21 protein-coding genes, 2 tRNA genes, 1 other RNA gene and 1 pseudogene are annotated in these 17,957 nt (G+C 33.2%); 15 read left to right on the top strand and 10 right to left on the bottom strand.

The features are described 5' to 3' along the window. From ACXJIE_RS03885 to ACXJIE_RS03835, 11 genes and pseudogenes are all read left to right on the top strand, one after another. Positions 1-798: tyrosine-type recombinase/integrase (locus ACXJIE_RS03885; protein ID WP_456479659.1), on the top strand; the 798-nt coding region annotated here is incomplete at its 5' end. Then, complete coding sequence (locus ACXJIE_RS03880; RefSeq protein ID WP_456479658.1) at positions 795-995, top strand: hypothetical protein; 201 nt, start codon at positions 795-797, stop codon at positions 993-995. The genes ACXJIE_RS03885 and ACXJIE_RS03880, both read left to right, overlap by 4 nt. A gap of 100 nt (positions 996-1,095) precedes the next feature. Next, positions 1,096-1,419, top strand: a complete 324-nt coding sequence (locus tag ACXJIE_RS03875) for a hypothetical protein (protein WP_456479657.1) — start codon at positions 1,096-1,098, stop codon at positions 1,417-1,419. A gap of 304 nt (positions 1,420-1,723) precedes the next feature. Beyond that, complete coding sequence (locus tag ACXJIE_RS03870) at positions 1,724-1,909, top strand: hypothetical protein (RefSeq protein ID WP_456479656.1); 186 nt, start codon at positions 1,724-1,726, stop codon at positions 1,907-1,909. 6 nt (positions 1,910-1,915) lie between these two features. Next, complete coding sequence (locus ACXJIE_RS03865; protein WP_456479655.1) at positions 1,916-2,338, top strand: hypothetical protein; 423 nt, start codon at positions 1,916-1,918, stop codon at positions 2,336-2,338. Positions 2,339-2,633: 295 nt separating this feature from the next. Then, the gene (locus ACXJIE_RS03860) at positions 2,634-4,100 is read left to right on the top strand and encodes a hypothetical protein (RefSeq protein ID WP_456479654.1); all 1,467 of its coding nucleotides are present in this window, start codon (positions 2,634-2,636) and stop codon (positions 4,098-4,100) included. Continuing rightward, a complete protein-coding gene (locus ACXJIE_RS03855; RefSeq protein ID WP_456479653.1) occupies positions 4,100-4,522 on the top strand; it encodes a hypothetical protein in 423 nt (140 codons plus the stop codon). Before ACXJIE_RS03860 ends, ACXJIE_RS03855 begins: the two co-directional genes overlap by 1 nt. A gap of 1 nt (position 4,523) precedes the next feature. Beyond that, positions 4,524-5,738, top strand: a complete 1,215-nt coding sequence (locus ACXJIE_RS03850; protein ID WP_456479652.1) for a zonular occludens toxin domain-containing protein — start codon at positions 4,524-4,526, stop codon at positions 5,736-5,738. Then, on the top strand, positions 5,698-6,855 hold the full coding sequence (locus tag ACXJIE_RS03845; protein ID WP_456479651.1) for a type II secretion system protein GspD: 1,158 nt from the start codon (positions 5,698-5,700) through the stop codon (positions 6,853-6,855). Before ACXJIE_RS03850 ends, ACXJIE_RS03845 begins: the two co-directional genes overlap by 41 nt. Before the next feature lie 2 nt (positions 6,856-6,857). Beyond that, complete coding sequence (locus ACXJIE_RS03840) at positions 6,858-7,508, top strand: DNA cytosine methyltransferase (protein ID WP_456479650.1); 651 nt, start codon at positions 6,858-6,860, stop codon at positions 7,506-7,508. A 150-nt stretch (positions 7,509-7,658) separates the two neighbouring features. Further along, positions 7,659-8,327: pseudogene (locus tag ACXJIE_RS03835) on the top strand (replication endonuclease); the annotation flags it as partial. A 594-nt stretch (positions 8,328-8,921) separates the two neighbouring features. Here the strand turns inward: ACXJIE_RS03835 and ACXJIE_RS03830 are convergent. Together ACXJIE_RS03830 and ACXJIE_RS03825 are read right to left on the bottom strand one after the other, a co-directional pair. Then, positions 8,922-8,998: transfer RNA gene (locus tag ACXJIE_RS03830), tRNA-Met, on the bottom strand. An 8-nt stretch (positions 8,999-9,006) separates the two neighbouring features. Further along, positions 9,007-9,081: transfer RNA gene (locus ACXJIE_RS03825), tRNA-Gln, on the bottom strand. A 95-nt stretch (positions 9,082-9,176) separates the two neighbouring features. Here ACXJIE_RS03825 and ACXJIE_RS03820 point away from each other — a divergent pair. Together ACXJIE_RS03820 and rnpB are read left to right on the top strand one after the other, a co-directional pair. Continuing rightward, positions 9,177-9,443, top strand: coding sequence for a cupin domain-containing protein (locus ACXJIE_RS03820; protein ID WP_456479649.1), 267 nt, complete (start codon positions 9,177-9,179; stop codon positions 9,441-9,443). 12 nt (positions 9,444-9,455) lie between these two features. After that, an RNA gene (rnpB, locus tag ACXJIE_RS03815) (RNase P RNA component class A) lies at positions 9,456-9,784 on the top strand. Here rnpB and ACXJIE_RS03810 read toward each other — a convergent pair. Then, positions 9,778-10,749, bottom strand: a complete 972-nt coding sequence (locus ACXJIE_RS03810; protein WP_456479648.1) for a tetratricopeptide repeat protein — start codon at positions 10,747-10,749, stop codon at positions 9,778-9,780. The genes rnpB and ACXJIE_RS03810 overlap by 7 nt on opposite strands. Before the next feature lie 43 nt (positions 10,750-10,792). On the opposite strand from ACXJIE_RS03810, the gene dnaG reads away from it, so the two are divergent. Together dnaG and ACXJIE_RS03800 are read left to right on the top strand one after the other, a co-directional pair. Then, a complete protein-coding gene (gene dnaG / locus ACXJIE_RS03805; protein ID WP_456479647.1) occupies positions 10,793-12,412 on the top strand; it encodes a DNA primase in 1,620 nt (539 codons plus the stop codon). Beyond that, positions 12,390-13,349 (top strand): argininosuccinate synthase domain-containing protein, encoded by a 960-nt coding sequence (locus ACXJIE_RS03800; RefSeq protein WP_456479646.1) that lies wholly within the window; start codon positions 12,390-12,392, stop codon positions 13,347-13,349. The genes dnaG and ACXJIE_RS03800 overlap by 23 nt, the downstream gene beginning before the upstream one ends. On the opposite strand, the gene mrdA is transcribed toward ACXJIE_RS03800, so the two are convergent. The 7 genes from mrdA to ACXJIE_RS03765 form a co-directional block, all read right to left on the bottom strand. Continuing rightward, positions 13,342-15,123 carry a penicillin-binding protein 2 gene (gene mrdA, locus ACXJIE_RS03795; RefSeq protein WP_456479645.1) on the bottom strand — a complete coding sequence of 594 codons (1,782 nt, stop codon included), beginning with the start codon at positions 15,121-15,123 and terminating at the stop codon, positions 13,342-13,344. The genes ACXJIE_RS03800 and mrdA overlap by 8 nt on opposite strands. Beyond that, positions 15,102-15,410, bottom strand: coding sequence for a hypothetical protein (locus tag ACXJIE_RS03790; protein WP_456479644.1), 309 nt, complete (start codon positions 15,408-15,410; stop codon positions 15,102-15,104). The genes mrdA and ACXJIE_RS03790 overlap by 22 nt, the downstream gene beginning before the upstream one ends. Positions 15,411-15,487: 77 nt before the next feature. Then, entirely contained in the window at positions 15,488-15,952 is a 465-nt protein-coding gene (locus tag ACXJIE_RS03785) for an N-acetyltransferase (RefSeq protein WP_456479643.1), read from the bottom strand. Next, complete coding sequence (gene yihA, locus ACXJIE_RS03780; RefSeq protein ID WP_456479642.1) at positions 15,945-16,523, bottom strand: ribosome biogenesis GTP-binding protein YihA/YsxC; 579 nt, start codon at positions 16,521-16,523, stop codon at positions 15,945-15,947. The genes ACXJIE_RS03785 and yihA overlap by 8 nt, the downstream gene beginning before the upstream one ends. Beyond that, positions 16,520-16,975 carry a lipopolysaccharide transport periplasmic protein LptA gene (gene lptA, locus ACXJIE_RS03775; RefSeq protein WP_456479641.1) on the bottom strand — a complete coding sequence of 152 codons (456 nt, stop codon included), beginning with the start codon at positions 16,973-16,975 and terminating at the stop codon, positions 16,520-16,522. The genes yihA and lptA overlap by 4 nt, the downstream gene beginning before the upstream one ends. Continuing rightward, entirely contained in the window at positions 16,972-17,472 is a 501-nt protein-coding gene (locus ACXJIE_RS03770; RefSeq protein ID WP_456479640.1) for a hypothetical protein, read from the bottom strand. The genes lptA and ACXJIE_RS03770 overlap by 4 nt, the downstream gene beginning before the upstream one ends. After that, positions 17,460-17,957, bottom strand: coding sequence for a KdsC family phosphatase (locus tag ACXJIE_RS03765; RefSeq protein ID WP_456479639.1), 498 nt, complete (start codon positions 17,955-17,957; stop codon positions 17,460-17,462). Before ACXJIE_RS03765 ends, ACXJIE_RS03770 begins: the two co-directional genes overlap by 13 nt.

The raw sequence follows: 17,957 nt of genomic DNA, 5'->3' as shown, positions 1-17,957 counted from the left end.
AAAACACACTTCGGGCATAAATATGGTCATATTATTATAACAGATTTTAAATATAAAGATGCACAATTATTTGTTAACGAACTTCTTGATAAAGGTCTCCAGCCAAAGACTGTTAAAAACATTGTTGATATTTTTAAGGTGCTTTACAAATATGCAATGATGAATGAATATTGTGAAAAAAATCCTTTTGAATTTGTCCAATTACCACAGTTTGATAATAGGATCTATTTTAATTTTACCGATGAAGAAATAAAAAGATTCATTTATACTGCAATAAATTATCCAAATCAAAAATTCAGGGGAATTTTTACTTTTCTGCTTCACGGTAGAAGACTTAACGAAGTTTTATCACTTACCTGGGATTATATGGATTTTGAAAAAAAACAGTATTTTATTCCTCCGAAAATCAATAAAGCAAAAAAATTAATGGCTTATCAGATGACTGATATACTTGAAGATATTCTTATAAAACAAAAAATTCTTAATAATGTTGAATGTCCGGGTTCAAATTATGTTTTCCCCTCTTCCATGACTTGTGAAAAAATAAAAGACATTCGCAAACAGTTTAAAAAACTTCTAAAACTTGCAAATATAGATAAAAAAATGAGAATTCATGACATAAGACACTTAGTGGCGTCTTATGCTATTAATTCTTTAGGTTTAAGTGTTGAAGATGTTTCATATACTCTTGGTCATACATCTATCGAGATAACTCAAAGGTATATTAATCCACGTGCTGAAATTTCAAAAAGAGTTGCTGAAAAAATTTTAAATTCTGTTACAGGGGGTGAGATATGAATAATTTAAAAATTATGGACAATTATTTACTTTATTTGGATTTTGATTTAGGTTTTGATTTTGCCCACGGTGGTAATTGTGAAAAACTTTGTTTTTCTACTGATGATAAATATCTTATCAAAAAAATAAAAACTAAAGCAAAAAAATTGGGATTAAAAGTAAGAAAAAAAAGCGGTGAATATCTTATAACCGCTTAAATTTGTGGGTGGCTGGGGAGGGATTTACCGGAGCAGGAGTTGTACCCCCGACTTCTGTTCCTCGCAAAACGGGGGTATAAAAAACATAAAGGGGTTTAAAATGACAACATTTCTTATTGGACAGATTATGGGAGTTAAACAGCAAACAAGAAATAAAAGCGATGGTACATCTCAGACTTTTACGTTGGTAAATGTTTTTAATCAGCTTCAGGATAATGAAGGTTTTCCGGTTACCGTATCTGAAAACGTGCAGTTTCCTATTGATCATTATATGACTTTAATGGGTTACAAAGGTAAATTTATTGCAATACCTTATACGTCTTTAACTACTAAGAACGGAAATTATATTTTTCCGAATGCTGATATGCAATATCTTATTTTTGATAAGAATCCTTTTGATCTTGCAATAAATAAACCAAAATAGGAGAAAGAATATTATGTTAAGTAATTTTGTCTATGATAAACGCAATTATTTTAATCCGGTTAATCTTCAACACGTTGTCGGGATTTATGTTCCCGACATTCCCAGTAAAAAAACCGGAAGTTATTATATTAAGTTTCAGACTTTGAATGATAACGTATTATGGATGTATCCTACTAAAGAAGAGAGGGATTTTATTTATAACAATTATTTGCTTCCGCTTTTTAAATTTATTGAAAAGGACTAACTAAGTGCTTTAAAAAGCATTTAATTAGCCCTTTGGGCAAATTCATTTAGGAGGAAAAAAATGAAAAAAGCAATGTTTGTTCCATTTTTTTTAGGTTTACTTGCTGTTGCAGGTTTTGCTGACACTGTTTACGGTAAAGACATTACACCTGATTTTACTGAATTTTACGCTGCTGTTGGTCTTGCTATTGGTGTTACTATTGTTGTAATGCTTGCGAGAAATGCGAAATCTTTCCTAAAAAGTTAAGGGAAAATGAAAAAAACCGTTCTTCCCTTTTTTCTTTTTTTAACTTTTTTGTTTGCCGAAGGAACATATTCCGGCGTATATTTTACAGATATTGAAGAAAATATGACACTCCTTTTAGTTAATCACGCTGATTACAATACTTTATACGGAATATTAAGAAACTCTACTGATGTAAATAATATTTTAAACGAAAGATTTTATAACCGCGATAATGGTGGAATAATTTCAATTAAACAATTAGATGATATTCGTTATATTAGTGATAAAGATCTTTATAAATTAAAACAATATTCTTATAAATGGACAGCGGACATAATTATAGATCCAAAATTCGGAACTACATATCCTCAGACTAATTTTTTATACGGTTTAAGCGGTATTTTAATTGGATTTATAGTTATGTTCGGTTTTATACGCGCTGTTACTTAATAAAAGCGCACAGGCAAACCGTTCCAGATTTTTCGGCTTTTTTCGCGGTTGCCGTCCATGAATAATGGTTAACGGCAACCAGCGACCGCAAAAAAGCGGGAAAAATCGGGAACGGGTAAACTGGCGCACTCCCGCCGAGAAGGCGCCGGGGACTTGCAAAAACAGCGACAGCGAAATAAAAAGGATTAAAAATGCTCGGAATACCTGCATTCGATTACTTTTTTCAAATGTTTGTAATTATAACAATTGGAATAATGTTGCCGATTGCTGCAATAAATCTTTTTAGGAATTAAAATTGAAAAAATTAATATTGATATTTTTAATATTTTTTAATTTTCTATTAGCCAATGATTATCTATTTCCTCTTGGTTGTACTTCGGTTTCTGATGGTTCTATTGTTACACAGTGTTATTATTCTGCTGATTCTTTTCCTTCTTCTGATTTATTAGGTTCTCCTTCTTATCCTAATTGTGTTGATAAAATATATAATGATGAAATTCTTGTTCACTATGATTCTAATCATCAAATTGTTAATTCTTATTATCTTCATTTTGATTATCGTTCTGAATGTACTAGTGGAATTGGATTATGGTTTTATCCTTATACAATATTTATATGTGAACCAGGTTATTCATATAATTATTCTACGGAAGAATGTAAACCTTCTTGTGATTATGAAACTTTAATAAAGCTTGCTTTGGAAAAATGTATTAGTCTGGATTTTGTTGCTAATATGTCTTGTTTGAATGGTGAATATAATATAACTTGTAAAGATTGTTCTCAGGTACTTCAACTTTTGAAAGATTATTGTGCTGCTCACGACGGAATTTTGCCCGATGGAAATTATACTTGTTCTTCTGCACCGGATACGTCCATTACAATTAATTTTTCTTCTGATTTTAATATTTCTATGTGTATTTATCCGAATGATAATACTACTGATTCTAATGTGACAGATTCAAATGAAACTAATCCTATTGATAATAATATAACTTCTGATGATAATAATATTTCCGATTCTGCTGACGATTCAAATTTATCTTCCGGTGATACTTCCGATTCTGATAACAACAACGATTCCGGTGATACCTCTGATAATAACCAGAGCTCTGATAATAGTTGTCCAGATCCTTGCTCAATATATAAACAAATCGGTGTTCAAGTTACTTCTTCAACTGTTGACGGTTATACTTGTTTTACGATTACATATCCTACTTATGGTAATTGTGTTTTGAAATATCATACTTCTGATAATACTGCAGCTGGTGCTAATTGTATTTCAGGCTGTGGTGATTCTTCAACAACAAATATTACTAATAATGTTACTACATCAACTGTAAATGTAGATATGTCTAATGTAGAAGAGAGATTAGACAGTATTAATCAAAAACTCGAAGATTTAAAAAACATGACGCCTGATAGTAATTTTAGTGTTAACGGTTCTGATCCGGATACTGATTCTTTTATTTCTCAGTTTGGAGATTTTTTTAATAATATTGGTAATGATTTAGAAAATATTAAAAATTCTTTTTCTCAGGTTTCTGGAATGTTAAAAAAAGATAATTATAAATTAACTGTTTTTCAGTCAGATTCTACAACGTGCCCTATTTCCGCTACTTTGTTTGGTAGAAAATTTGATGTTGATTTTTGTTCTTTTATATTGCCTTACCGTCCTATTTTATCTTTATTTTTTACTTTTGTTTTCAATTTTTTAGTTATTAAATATTTTTTAAAACTCGTTATTTTAAAGGAGGATAAGTAATGGCTTGGATTATTAATGCTATAGGTTGGCTTGTTGATTTTTTTGCAAGCGGCAAAGCAAAATCTGCCGCTTTATTTCCTTTAAAAATAACTGCAACCACTTTAACTGTTTCAGCTGTTACTTTGTATATTTCTGCTTACTTATTATTAGCCTCTTTTTTTGTTTTACTTTTTAATAAATTTCATGATATATTAAATTCCTATAATGAAATATCTTTTAGTGATTCTTCACTAAATTCAGTTTGGAACGCTTTTTTGGGTATTATGAATGCAACCGGTCTTTCTTCGGCCATATCTTCTGCTTTCGCATTGTTTATTACATTGTATTTTACATATTTTGGTGTAAAGATTGCCAAAATTATTGCTCATACATCTATGACTATATCATCTAAATTAAACGAAACATTAAGAACGGTGGATTAAAATGATCTACCTAATAACAGGTGTTCCAGGAAGCGGAAAAACATATTTTTCGGTTAACTTTATATATGAGCAATTAATTTCAAAAAATCCTAAATATCAGAAAATTTTTACAAATATTAATCTTAATTTTAAAAAATGCGACAAAATTAAAAAAGATTTTGTAAAACCTCTTGTATTGGATGATCTTTTAAAAAGAATAGAAAAAGATTATATCCTATCCGAAAAATTTAAAAATAATAATTTATTTACTTTTGAAGTTTATAATTTTTCTCCGGAAACTTCCTTAAATTTATTAAAACAGATGTTTAAACCAAAAAAGAAAATTATTACGGATTATGATTCTTATGTAAGAGGCAAATTAAAACTTTTTGAAAAATATGAACATTCTTTAATAATTTTAGATGAATGTCATCTTTATTTTACTGAATCTACCGATCCAAAAATGTTAAGATTTTTATCTTATCATAGGCACTTTGATATTGATATGTATCTTATTACCCAAAACAAATCTCTTATCAATAGGAAATATCTTGCATTTGTAGAAAATATGTACATCGGTATTAATCCTTCTAAAAGACTGTTTTCCAAAGTGTTTGTTTATAAATTATATGCAAGTTGGAAAGAATATAAATCTAATTATGTCGGAAAGGAAAAACTAAAGTTTGATAAAAAAATTGCCGAATTATATAATTCCGGCTCTAATAAAATACAAAAAACACTTGTTTCAAAACTTTTAATTCCTCTTTTTATTGCCTTAATTATTCTTTACTTCTTGTATAAAGGAATTACAAACTATATTTCTTGCGGTTCTTTTATAAGTTGTTCGAAAAATATTCCTGAGCATATAAACACATTTCATTCTATTAATAAAAAAAATGAAATTGTTAAAAATGAAAAAAAACATACTAATTATTCTTATCGTAAAAATGTTAATGATTCTTCTGATGATATTACCGATTATCAGTTTTTTTACAAATTATACTGTTTTAAATTAAAGTGTATTGTAAACAATCAATTTTCCGTATCTTATTATTTAATTAAAACCCTTCCAAAAATTTCAGATACTAAGATTTTTTATGAAATTACCACTTCTTACGGAAAGACTCTTTATTTGGCTACGAATTTGGATTTATCTAAATTCAATCCTAATCAAAACGCTTACGGGGGTAAACAAGATGAAAAAGATAATATTCTTCCTTTTAATTCTCATAAATAGTTTGTTATTTGCTTATGATCTTAAACAGGCTGATTTTGCAACTTTTTGCAATTATGTATCTTATCATACGAATTATAATATTGTTGTTTCTGAAGAGGTTCCGACAAATTTCAGCGTTTTTATGCCTCGTGACGATATGAAAAAAAATGATATTCTCACTTCTTTTTTTACCATTCTCCAGTCAAAAAAACTTAATTATAAAATAATAAACAATTCCACTATTTTGATTTATAAGAAACTTCCTCTCAAACACAGTCTTAAACTTGAAAATTTCGTAATTAGGTTTAACTACGTTCCTAAAAAAGTTCTTAGCGATTATTTAAAAAATTTTTATCCTTCTTACAAATTTCAAATTTTTCAGAATCGTTTGCTTATAACCTGTACCCCGGTTGATTACTATAAAATAAGAACAGCCGTAAATATGTTTCAGTCTTCTTATAAAAAAGCTAAAATAAATTTTCTTATTACAGTTATCAATAATAAAAAGGCTAAAGAAATTGGCAGCGAGCTTAATGTAAAAAGCCCTTTTCATTCATCTTTACTTTTTGACTTTGTAACCGATACCGCTTCCGTTTCTTCTTCCGCCGTTTTTGACTTTTCCTCTTTTATTAAATTCTTAAATTCAAAAGGTGCGGCCGAAACTATATCAAAGCCTACGATTTTGCTTATTGATTCTAATAACTACACTCTTGAAAGCGTTCATTCCATTCCTTATATTACTAAATCCGTAACTACCGACAAAGACGGAAATCCAGTAACGCAAACTGATTTAAAATATAAAGACATCGGACTTAAAATTTATATAAAAAATGTTTATATTACAGATGAAAGTATTGATTTTGATATGGATATTTATCTGCAGAGTATTGTTTCTTACGATGATGACAAACCCATAACAGATACCAAACATTTTAATACACATATTCAGTTAACTAAAAAATCTGATAATTATCTGATTGCCGGACTCAGAACCGTAACGAAAATTGATGAAGAATCCGGAGTTCCGGTTTTGAAAGATGTTCCGGTTATCGGTATTTTGTTTCAAAAAAACAAAAAATCTGTTGAAGATTTAAGTTTTAGTTTTTATATCTCAACTGATTATTTTAAAAGGAAATAGCAATGGCTTATTTTAGTAAAAAGAAAATCTTAAATTTATATTCCGGAATAGGCGGAAATCGTGTTTTTTGGGATGAACTCGGGGATTTTGAAATAACTGCGATAGAGATTGATGAAAAAATTGCACAAATTTACAAAGACAGATTTCCGAATGACAATGTAGTAGTAGCGGACGCAAAGGAATACCTGCTTGAAAATTACGATAAATTCGATTTTATCTGGGCTTCCCCGCCCTGTCAGTCGCATTCGAGAGTTAGAAAATTCGGGTGCGATATAGGCAAAACAAAACCTGTTTATCCGGATATGAGTTTGTATCAAATTATTATTTTTCTGCAAAATTTTCATAAGGGGAAGTGGGTTGTTGAAAATGTAAAACCTTATTATCAACCGCTTATACGTCCTAATTACGAGTTAGACAGGCATTTGTTTTGGTGTAACTTTACAATAGACCCGTTTAGGACGGAAAAAGATAAAAAAATAGAATACACAAAAGTATCTTCTTTTAAAGGATTTGATTTGTCAAAATACAAGGGCGTCAGAAAACAGCAGTTAATCAGGAACGAAGTGAATAATATGTTTGGAAAACATATATTAGAGTGTTCCTTAAGAAAAAATTTATTTGAAATAGAAGAACTTTTTGAGGAAGCGGAATGATAATTATACAATCTTTACTTGAAGTTTATCGCAAAAACACCAAAACGCCTGAGGAGCGCCCGTGAGGACGCACCGCAAGGCGGAGGGGTGTTTTTGCCTCTTGACCATTTATAAAGTAATTTCGTCAAAATTTTTTAGGGGGTTAAAAATATGAATGTAATGGAAATTTTAGATAAATTTGGAAGATATAAATATGATTACGGATTAAAAAAAGATGATATTCAGTTTGCTATTGAAAAAATAGAAAGAGCTAAGTTTTTTCTTGATAATCAATTTATAACTTTGCCCGATGGTCGTGATGCTGTTTTATCCCAGGTTGTTAGTAATTGGTATATTAATCCTCATAGATATATTAGCGAGATAAAACATCGTATTTATTCACAATATAATTACGCAAAATCTTTAAATTTGGTTCCTATTTTTATTACTTTAACTTTACCTTCCGAATATCATAAATATAAATTTGTTAAATTGCCTAATGGTAAAGAAGTTAAAGTTAAAAATAATAATTTTAATCCGGAAAATGAAAATTTAACTCCTAAAGATTTGGTTGAAATATTGTCAAAATATTTTAAGCAAATTATGAATTTAAGGGCTTTTCGTGATATTCCTAAAAACAAAAGGTTATATTTTAAGGTTATTGAGCCGCATAAAACTGGTGATCCTCATTTACATGCAATGTTTTATATTCCACCTGAAAATGTTTGTAAATTCTGGCGTAATTTTATTTTTTTATGTTCTCAAAAATTAAAAATTCAGTATGATATTCAAGCTAATATATTAAATCCAGTAAATTATATGATTAAATATATTCTTAAAAATATAGATGATTACAGATTTGAAAATACTAAATTATTTCAATATTCTCCTCTTGCTCTTTGGTATATTCGTTGGGGAATTAGGCGTTTTTCTATGTCCCGAAATTTTGTGAGAATTGATTTATATCGTAAATTTAACGGTTTATATACCCTTAATGAATTAACTTATTTGGTTAAATCCGGAAAAATTGAATATTGGATGGAACCTATTACCAGACAAATTACTGAGATATTTTATAACGATGATATACTTGGTTCTTGTCTTATTTGGTCTAAAAGAGAGCAGGTTTATACTAAATCAAGTGATGTTGTTAAATTATCCTGGAAGAAAAAAGAAGAGCTTATAAAAGTTTATAACGACAATGGTAAATTAATAGGATTTCAGTATTCCGATAGATATATAGACCTTACAAATATTCAAAAACCTCTAACAAAAATGTCTAAATGGGAACTTTGGGAATATGAACGGCAGATTCTTGATGAATTTGATAATCCGTTTAATGATGAAGAAGATCTTGAAATATTAATTGACAAATACTATATATTTAACAAATATATTAATGAGGATTATGTATTGCGAAAAAACCCTGAATCTTGGTTGCGGGGGCAGGATTTGAACCTGCGACCTTCGGGTTATGAGCCCGACGAGCTACCAGGCTGCTCTACCCCGCGTCAAAAAGTGGCTGGGCTGGGAGGATTCGAACCTCCGAATGACGGAGTCAAAGTCCGCTGCCTTACCGCTTGGCGACAGCCCATCGCTTGAAGTGATGAAATTGTATAAAAATTATTTTTCAATGTCAAGAGTTTCCTCGTGTTTTAGGTAAAATTTTAAAAAATTCAAGGAGAGTTTATGGATGTAAACGCAGTTATAAAAAACCTTGAAAAAGAGGGTTATAAAAACATATTTATCTGGTCGGATTCAAAAGGTACATATTACGACTGGCACACGCATCCTTATGAAGAAATAAGAATTATGATAAAAGGAGAAATGATAATAAACACAAAAAACAAAACATATCACTTAAAAACGGGCGACATATTAAAAGTCCCTCCGGGTGAGGAGCATAATGCTGAAGTTTTAGAGGAGTGCGAATACATCTGTGCCTCTAAAATATGATATAATTATATATAGGCATACCGAGAGAGTGCTGGGAAACCAGAGGAAAGTCCGGGCTGCGGCAAGGCAGGGGTCAGTCTAACGGACTGCCGCCGAAAGGCGAGGGAAAGTGCCACAGAAAACAAACCGCCGATGGGTCTTAGACCACAGGCAAGGGTGAAAAGGTGAGGTAAGAGCTCACCGGGAATATGGCGACATATTCCGTCACGGTAAACCCACCCCGCAGCAAGAAGGGACGGTAAAGCCTTGCGACACTACCCTTCGCATGAGCGGCACCGCAAGGTGTGCGCCGAGACAAATACTCTCATAAACAGAACCCGGCTTACAGGTATGCCTAAAATTCAATATCTTTCAGATCTTTTTTTTCCGTAACGCTTAATATAAGTTTTTGTTCGAACAATCTGTGACAGTTAGGACATCGGGTGGAATAAAGAGGAAAAACTTTTTTACAGTGGCCGCATACATATTCAAATTGTAAATCCGCAAAATCGGTTTTTAGCTGCTTTAAAACCTCTATTTCAAACGGGGCTTTTTCATTACATCTTACATTTTTATGTTTTGCCGCCAAAATATTTAAAAATTTCTTTTCATAAGGAATATCGCTTCTATACCAGAATAAATCTATATACTCATACACTTTATGCAAAGGGATGCATTCGTAAGCTTTTTTAGCATTGTTTGCAAAAAGATATTTTAAATATTCCCTCTCGGTACAAGGATATTTTTTATACACATCTTCAAGAGAGTTTATTTCAGCGCAAAAATCAATATCACATTTTTGTTTAAGATTCAGTTTAAACAGTGCATTGGCCTTTTCTTCGGGAAGGGAAATTTCCAATTCTTCAAATATTTCCAAAACATCCACGATTTCTTTTAAATTACCGAGTTTTTCATCTATCAGGATAAGAAGTTTCAATGTTTCGACATCCCTCGGTTTAGAATTTAAAACCTGATAAGCCGTTTTTTTTGCTTTTTCCAAAAAACCGGCCTTAAAATAGAGTGTCGCTATATGCCTTAAAATTTCAATACTTTTTATGTTTTTACTTATCCAAAGATATATTTTCAACGATTTTTCGAAATCCCCTTCTTTCTCATAAGCCTTCGCAAGCAGATAAAGCGCGTCTATCGAGGCTTCGTCGAGTTTAAGATTTTCTATTTTTATATATTCGAAATCTTTTAAAAACTCTTCAAGTTTTTTTTCCCTCAAATATTCCCTGAGTTTTCCGAGCCCTATCGTAACAAGCACACTCAAAAGAACAATAACGAAAAACATTATGACACTAAAAAGCGGGTCTCTGAAATCCATATTTTTCCTTTCGGGTTTTATAAAATTTTACTATAATTTCACTATGATTAAACCCGAGTCAATTGAAAACCTTAAAAGCATAGTCGATATTGTTGATGTTGTAGGAAATTACGTTCAGCTGAAAAAACAGGGAAGCAACTATAAGGCTCTCTGCCCTTTTCACAGCGAAAAAACTCCAAGTTTTGTGGTAAGTCCCTCAAAACAGATATACCACTGTTTCGGATGCGGCGCAAGCGGTGACGCGATTAAATTCATAATGGACATTGAAAAGCTTTCATATCCCGAAGCAATAGAAAAACTCGCAAACCTGTACAATTTCAAACTCGAATACACCGCTGAAAAAAATTTTTTAAAAACGGATCTGCTTGAAAAAGTCAATTCGTTTTACATTCAGGAACTGTATAAAAACAAAAACGCTTACGAATATCTTAAAACAAGAGGTGTTAAAGATTCCACCATCGAAAAGTTTTCCCTCGGATACGCACCCGATACACGCACACAGTTTCAGTTTTTTAAAAACGCCAATCTTAATATTAAAAATCTCGTTTCTTTAGGCGTTGTTTCGGAAAACGGAGAATACCCGAGACTTATAGAAAGAATAACATTCCCCATTTTTTCACAGAACGGTAAAATTATTGCAATGGGCGGCAGGACCATTTCAAATCATCCGGCAAAATACATAAATTTTACGAACACAAAAATATTCAATAAATCAAAAACGTTTTACGGACTCAATTTTGCAAGGGAACATATTTTAAGAAAAAAAGAAGCCGTAATAGTCGAAGGGTATATGGACGTGATAATGCTTCACCAGGCGGGTTTCGAAACCGCCATAGCCACATTGGGCACGGCACTCACACCGGATCATCTCCCTCAGCTAAAAAAACTTTCCTGCAGGGTTTTACTCTCTTACGACAGCGACAGCGCCGGAATAAACGCCGCTCTTAAAGCTTCGAAACTTCTTTTCTCTTCATTTTTCGAAGGAGGTGTCGTTCTTTTCCCGCAGGGGCTCGATCCCGCCGATGTGGTAAAAAAAGGGGACGATTTAAACGGATATTTTCAAAACCCCATATCTTTTTCGGATTTCATTATAAACTACACCATAAAAAAATACGACATAAAAAACCCCGTTCAAAAAAAACAGGCCGCGGACGAATTAAAAGAGTACATTTTTACCTTGCCGGAGATTTTGCAGGAAAGCTTTGTCAACAAGGCCTCTCAGTTTTTACAGATATCTCCGAAATTTTTAACGGTTAAAACAACCCGTAAAAACATTTTACAAAATAAAAAAACAGACATAGCCGAAGCGTCCATTATAAAAACACTTTACGAAAACCCCCATATAATGGATGAAATAATAGAATATTTAACTCCCGAAACTTTTAAAACACACCGGCACGAACTTTCGCTCGTATATCAGGAAAAATTCGAAGATCCGGCACTTCTGGATATAGTTTTAAGGGAAAATGTACTGTGTCTGGATACGGAAGCTTTGAAAAAACAGATTATAAAACTTTTGATACCGTATTATCAACAAAAAGTACTAGAACTAAAAACCTCGAACCTGCCCACGGATGAAAAAATGCACAGATTAAAAAAACTAAACTATAAAATACAGCAACTTAAAAAAGGAGAACTTGTTGAAAGCGATAGCATTGTTTAGCGGAGGGCTGGATTCCGCCCTCGCCATTAAACTTATCCAGGATCAAAACATTGAAATCGAAGGCGTTTACATTGACGTAGGTTTTGAAACAAATAAACAAAAAACGGAACATTTACAAAAACTTGCCGATGAACTCGGAATAAAACTTACAGTTTTGGATATCAAAGAACAGTATATCAAAGAGATACTTTTCAATCCCGTATACGGTTACGGTAAAAATATGAACCCCTGCATAGACTGTCATGCCAATATGATAAGAGTCGCTAAAGAGTATATGAAAAAAACGGATGCGAAATTTATAATCAGCGGGGAAGTTGTGGGACAAAGACCTATGAGCCAGAGGCTTCCGGCGCTTAACGCCGTAAACAAACTTGCAAATGCCGAAGGGCTGGTGTTAAGGCCTCTCAGTGCAAAACTGCTCCCTCCTACAATACCCGAAAAAGAAGGATGGGTCGATAGGGAAAAACTTTTAGCCATCAGCGGAAGGGACAGAAAAACACAGCTCGAACTTGCAAAAAAATACGGACTTGAAAATTTTGAGAGTCCCGGAGGCGGATGTCTTCTTACGGATATAAATTTCTCCAAAAGACTCAAAGACTTTTCAAAAACCCTTACACTAACACCGAATGAAATAGAAATCTTAAAAATCGGAAGACATTTCAACGTAGAGGGAATAAAAATTATCATATCAAGAAAGGCGGAGGAAAATCCGGTTCTTAAAGAATACGGAGGAGACCTTTTTGAAAAAATGTATCCGAAAGGATTTCCGGGGCCCGTCGGGCTTATCCAAAAAAACGCGCCCGAAAAAATAAAAAAACAAGCCGCCGACATGCTTATCAGCTATACCCGTGAAAAAGAAGGGGAAGTTATTCTCGGGAAAAATGTTTTCCGAGCCTCAAAAAAAGACAAAAACGAATTTGCAAAATATCTTATTTAAGCTTTATATAACCTTTATCCACAAGATAGTCGTATATTTTGCTTACAATACCTCCGGCCGCACTTCCCCCGTGCCCTCCGTGTTCTATCAAAACGGTAACGACAACCTGAGGTGACCTGTAAGGTCCGAATGTCGTAAGCCATGCGTGCGAGCGGTGAAAATATTTAAGCTCGTCTTCTTTTTTTCTCCTTTTTACTTCCTGAGGTATGGAATACACCTGGGCGGTCCCCGTTTTACCGGCGATAGTCACTTTGGTTGTTATATGATTTGTGGCCGTACCTCCCGGAGAGTTGCACACTTCCCACATTCCCCTTCTTATAAGTCCCAAATAACTTTTTTCTTTTTTTGTCATTACGTCTTTTAATACCGGTTCGGTTTCGTTAGAGTCGATATATTTGACAATAAAAGGCTTGGGCAGCTTCCCGCTTGCAATAAGAGCCGTGTTTACGGCAACCTGAAGCGGGGTGGCGAGAAAATACCCCTGCCCTATGACCGCGTTTAACGTTTCCCCTATAAACCACGGCTGACGGTATCTTTTTATTTTCCATTCCTTATCGGGCACAATACCTCTTTTTTCATTAGGCAAATCTATCCCGGTTTTATGTCCGAATCCCATTTTTTTTAAATGTTCGGCTATATAATCTATGCCCAGCCTCAGTCCGACTTTATAAAAATACACGTCGACACTTCTTTTTATCGCCTTTATCATATTAACCTCCCCGTGACCGCCCTCTTTCCAGTCCCTGAATTTTCTGTTTCCTATTTCGATATATCCCGGACAGAATATTTTTTTCCACGGGTTCCATTTGCCGCTTGCGGCCGCTATAAGCCCTTCCGCCGGTTTGACGGTGGAGCCCGGAGGGTATATGCCGCTTACAGGTTTATTAAGCAACGGATGGTAAATATTATGCAGCAGTCTGTTCCACGTTTTATAATTAATCCCTTTTACAAAAAGATTGTTATCAAAACTGGGATATGTCACCAGCGCCAAAATTTCCCCGTCCGTTTTCATAACAATTACCGCGCCTTTTTTATTTTCTTTTTTAAGTTCGTTATAAATAAACGTCTGTAAAGAGGTGTCTATGCTCAGTTTTAACGTATGTGACAAAGGCTTTTTAAAAGAAATTTCTTTTAAAATTTCGTTTCTCGCGTTTACTATAACCGTCTTTTCACCGGGTACGCCCTGGAGTATATCGTCATAATATTTTTCTATTCCCCTTTTGCCCGAAATCTGAGTCAGTTCAATCGTTTTATTGTGTTGTAAATCCTGTACGTTAGCTTTTGAGACATATCCTAAAATGTTTGAGAGCACATCTTTATACGGATATTTTCTAAGATAGCTCGGTGTTATTATAATATTATCATCAAGACTTAAAAAAGGCTGAATTTTGTATATTTTGTCCTCATCTACATATTTTATCAACGTAATCGGTTTATGGTTGTAAGGGGAATTTTCTTTTTCATACAATACGTAAAGCTGTGTTTTGTTTACATCCTCAAGTATATCGCCGATTTCATCCAATGCATTTTGCAAATCCTCATATTTTAAATGCGGTTTTAACGATATGTCGAACCTCAGTTCGTTATAGGCTACGGGATTTCCGTTTCTGTCATATATCACTCCTCTTACGGGAGCTATTAATATTTTTTTCTCCCTGTTTTGCAAAGACAGCTTACTGTATTTTTTATTGGATTTAACACTCAGGTCGTAAACCCTGTATACAAGTATCATATAAAAAACAAATATTATGCCTAATACGATTTTAGTTCGCATTTCAAAAGCCTTATAACAATCAAATCAAAAGCATAATTGTAAATGAGGTATATAACCGACAAAAAAGAGTTCGAATCGGTAAAAACAAACAGATACACTCCTAAAAAAAAATATATTACAAACAGGGAAACGGCGTCCTGATAATGAAAATCAACGACATCTTTCAGTTTTTGAAGCAAAACGAATTTATTTAACACATACAGCAAAACAAAAAACAATATATCGAAGTTGTGAAAATAAGAAAAAAGCACCACAAACAAAAGAGCGGCGAAATAACTCTCGCACAACAAAAAAACTCCCAGCATTACAGGAAAAAAAGGGCTGAAGCTGCTGAAAAAATTAACAAAATATATTAACAGCAGTCTTATAAATATTTTATCAGAGCCGTTTCGTTGCAGTTCGGAAAAAATTTGCATTTTATACAGTCCGCCCAGATTTTCTTGTCGGGAATAGCTTCTTTTTCAATTTCAATAAATCCAAGTTTTTCAAAAAATTCCTTTTTATAAGTTAATACGAGCACCTCTTTTAACCCGAGAGATTTCGCTTCTTTCAGCAGTACGCCGACAATAAATTTGCCGATTCCCTCCCCCTGAAAATCCTTTTCAACCGCAAGCGACCTTATTTCACCCAAAAAAGGGGAAAAAATATGAAGCGCCGCAACCCCGACAGGTTTTTCCCTTTTATAAGCGACGACATACGAACGTATGTTCGTGGCTATTTCGTCATCATCCCTTTTTAAAATAATTCCTTCTTTTACATAAGGTTCAAGAACACTCTGTATTTCTATTATTTCCCTCAGCGTCGGTTTTTTTATTAAAACGTCACTCATCGGCGACACCCCACAGTATTTCGTTAATTTTTCCTTTTACCCGATCAAAACCTCTTTTTTTTATGTTGGAAACAAACAGAGCCTCCGGATACGTTTTTTTAAGTTTTGCAAGTTCGCTCTGTTTTAATTTGTCTATTTTGGTAAAAACGGTTAAAAGCTGCTGATCTTTCCTTTTAAAAGAATTAATATATTCGTCTACGTTGTTGTCTATATCCAAGTCCGGATGCCTCGCATCCCTTAAATGTATAAACAGTTTTATATTAAAGCGGTTTTTTAAAAATTCATCCAGGTTTTTCCCCCACTCTTTAAGCATCGACTTGCTGACTTTTGCATATCCGAACCCGGGAAGATCCACCAAAACATATTTTTTGTCACCCTCTTCAACTTCAAAAAAGTTTATAAGCCTTGTTTTTCCGGGTGTCTGCGACGTTTTGGCTATTTTCTGGTTCGTAAAGGCGTTTAAAAAACTGCTTTTACCCACATTGCTGCGCCCAAGCAGTGCGACTTCGGTCAAATTAGGTTCAATCGCTTCTCTTATGGAAGGGGCGGACGTAATAAATTTTACTTTCATTCATTTACCTTTATAATAATTTCAACGGGTTTTTTACCTCCGATAACCTCGGCGTTTTTGGTAAATCTGTTTAATATTATTTTGTTTCCTTTTACGCTTTCTTTGCTTTGGACTTTTATTATTTCGGCATTTCCCTGCAAAATGATATTTCCGTTATGAAGCTGGTATATTAAAATATCGCTTCTGCCCTTATACGTGGAATTTTCATCAAGGGAAATAACAAACCTTACATTCCCCTCCGCTTCAAACTTTAACGGTTTTTTATTTTTGTCAAAAAATACAACCATCTTATCGGCAAGTATATTGTCCTTACCCTTTGTGGCATTTACATCGCCTTTGAATATGCTCTCTTTTTTCGCCATATCATAATGAAAATATTTACTTGTTACTTTCAGTTCTTCGGCATAAGAGAAAGAAAAAAACAAAACAAAAAAAATTAAGAATTTTTTCATTTTCCAACCTTTAAGTAATATGTTATGTCACGCGCATATAAATCTTTTTTGGAATTGACCACAAAACTGCTTCCGACTCCGCGGTAGTCCTTCGAATAAAGCCTGAACTGTCCCCCTTTTAAAATCTTTCTGTTTTTATCGTAAAAGGCTTTATTCGTTATCAATTCCAAATCCCTGTTTTTGTATGTCACATTATAACCGGTTATACAGCTTTTTTTAAATACCGTCTTAGATGCTTTGTAATTTTCAGCCTTTATCAAATCCGCCATATTAAGATTATAAACTATATACTCTTTTTTGTATATTTTCAACAAGTCGAATTTACCTTTTTTTTCCAAAACTGTGTCATATATTAAAAAATTGCCCTTTTCAAACTCCACTTCCGGCAGTTTTACGGTTTTTATTTTTTTTCCGTTTACCGTAATTCTGTTTCCGAGCGTCAAAGGGTAAAACATTATACCCAGCACAAGCAGTCCGAAAACCGTTATTTTAACCATAGTTCCAGAAATTTATCGTATAATTTGTCTTCTTTTAAAATCATCTCTATCATTTCAGCCACAGCACCTTCTCCGCCGTTTCTTTTCAAAGGATAATTCACAAAATCGTAAACATAAGGATTCGCATCATAGGGGGCAAACGATTTTTTTACAAGTTTCAACATAGAAAGATCATTCATATCGTCACCTATAACCGCAACTTCGGAATAACTTATACCCAGTTCCTCCACAATTCCGTCAAGTACGTCCTTTTTGTTTTTTATCCCCTGTTTTACGTAGGATATATCAAGCTCTTTGGCTCTTTTTTCAACTATATCCGAAGTTCTGCCTGTTATCAAGGCACTTTTTTTACCCAGTCTGTTCCAGCTTTTTATCATTAAACCGTCTTTTATGTTAAAAGCCTTTATTTCGTCTTTGCTGTTGGAATAATATATTTTTCCGTCCGTCAACGTTCCGTCCACGTCTATAACTATCAGTTCAATCAT

The sequence above is a fragment of the Nautilia sp. genome, from assembly GCF_053994455.1.
The sequence above is the reverse complement of the archived record's forward strand: the minus strand, read 5'-3'. Positions and strand labels throughout refer to the sequence as shown.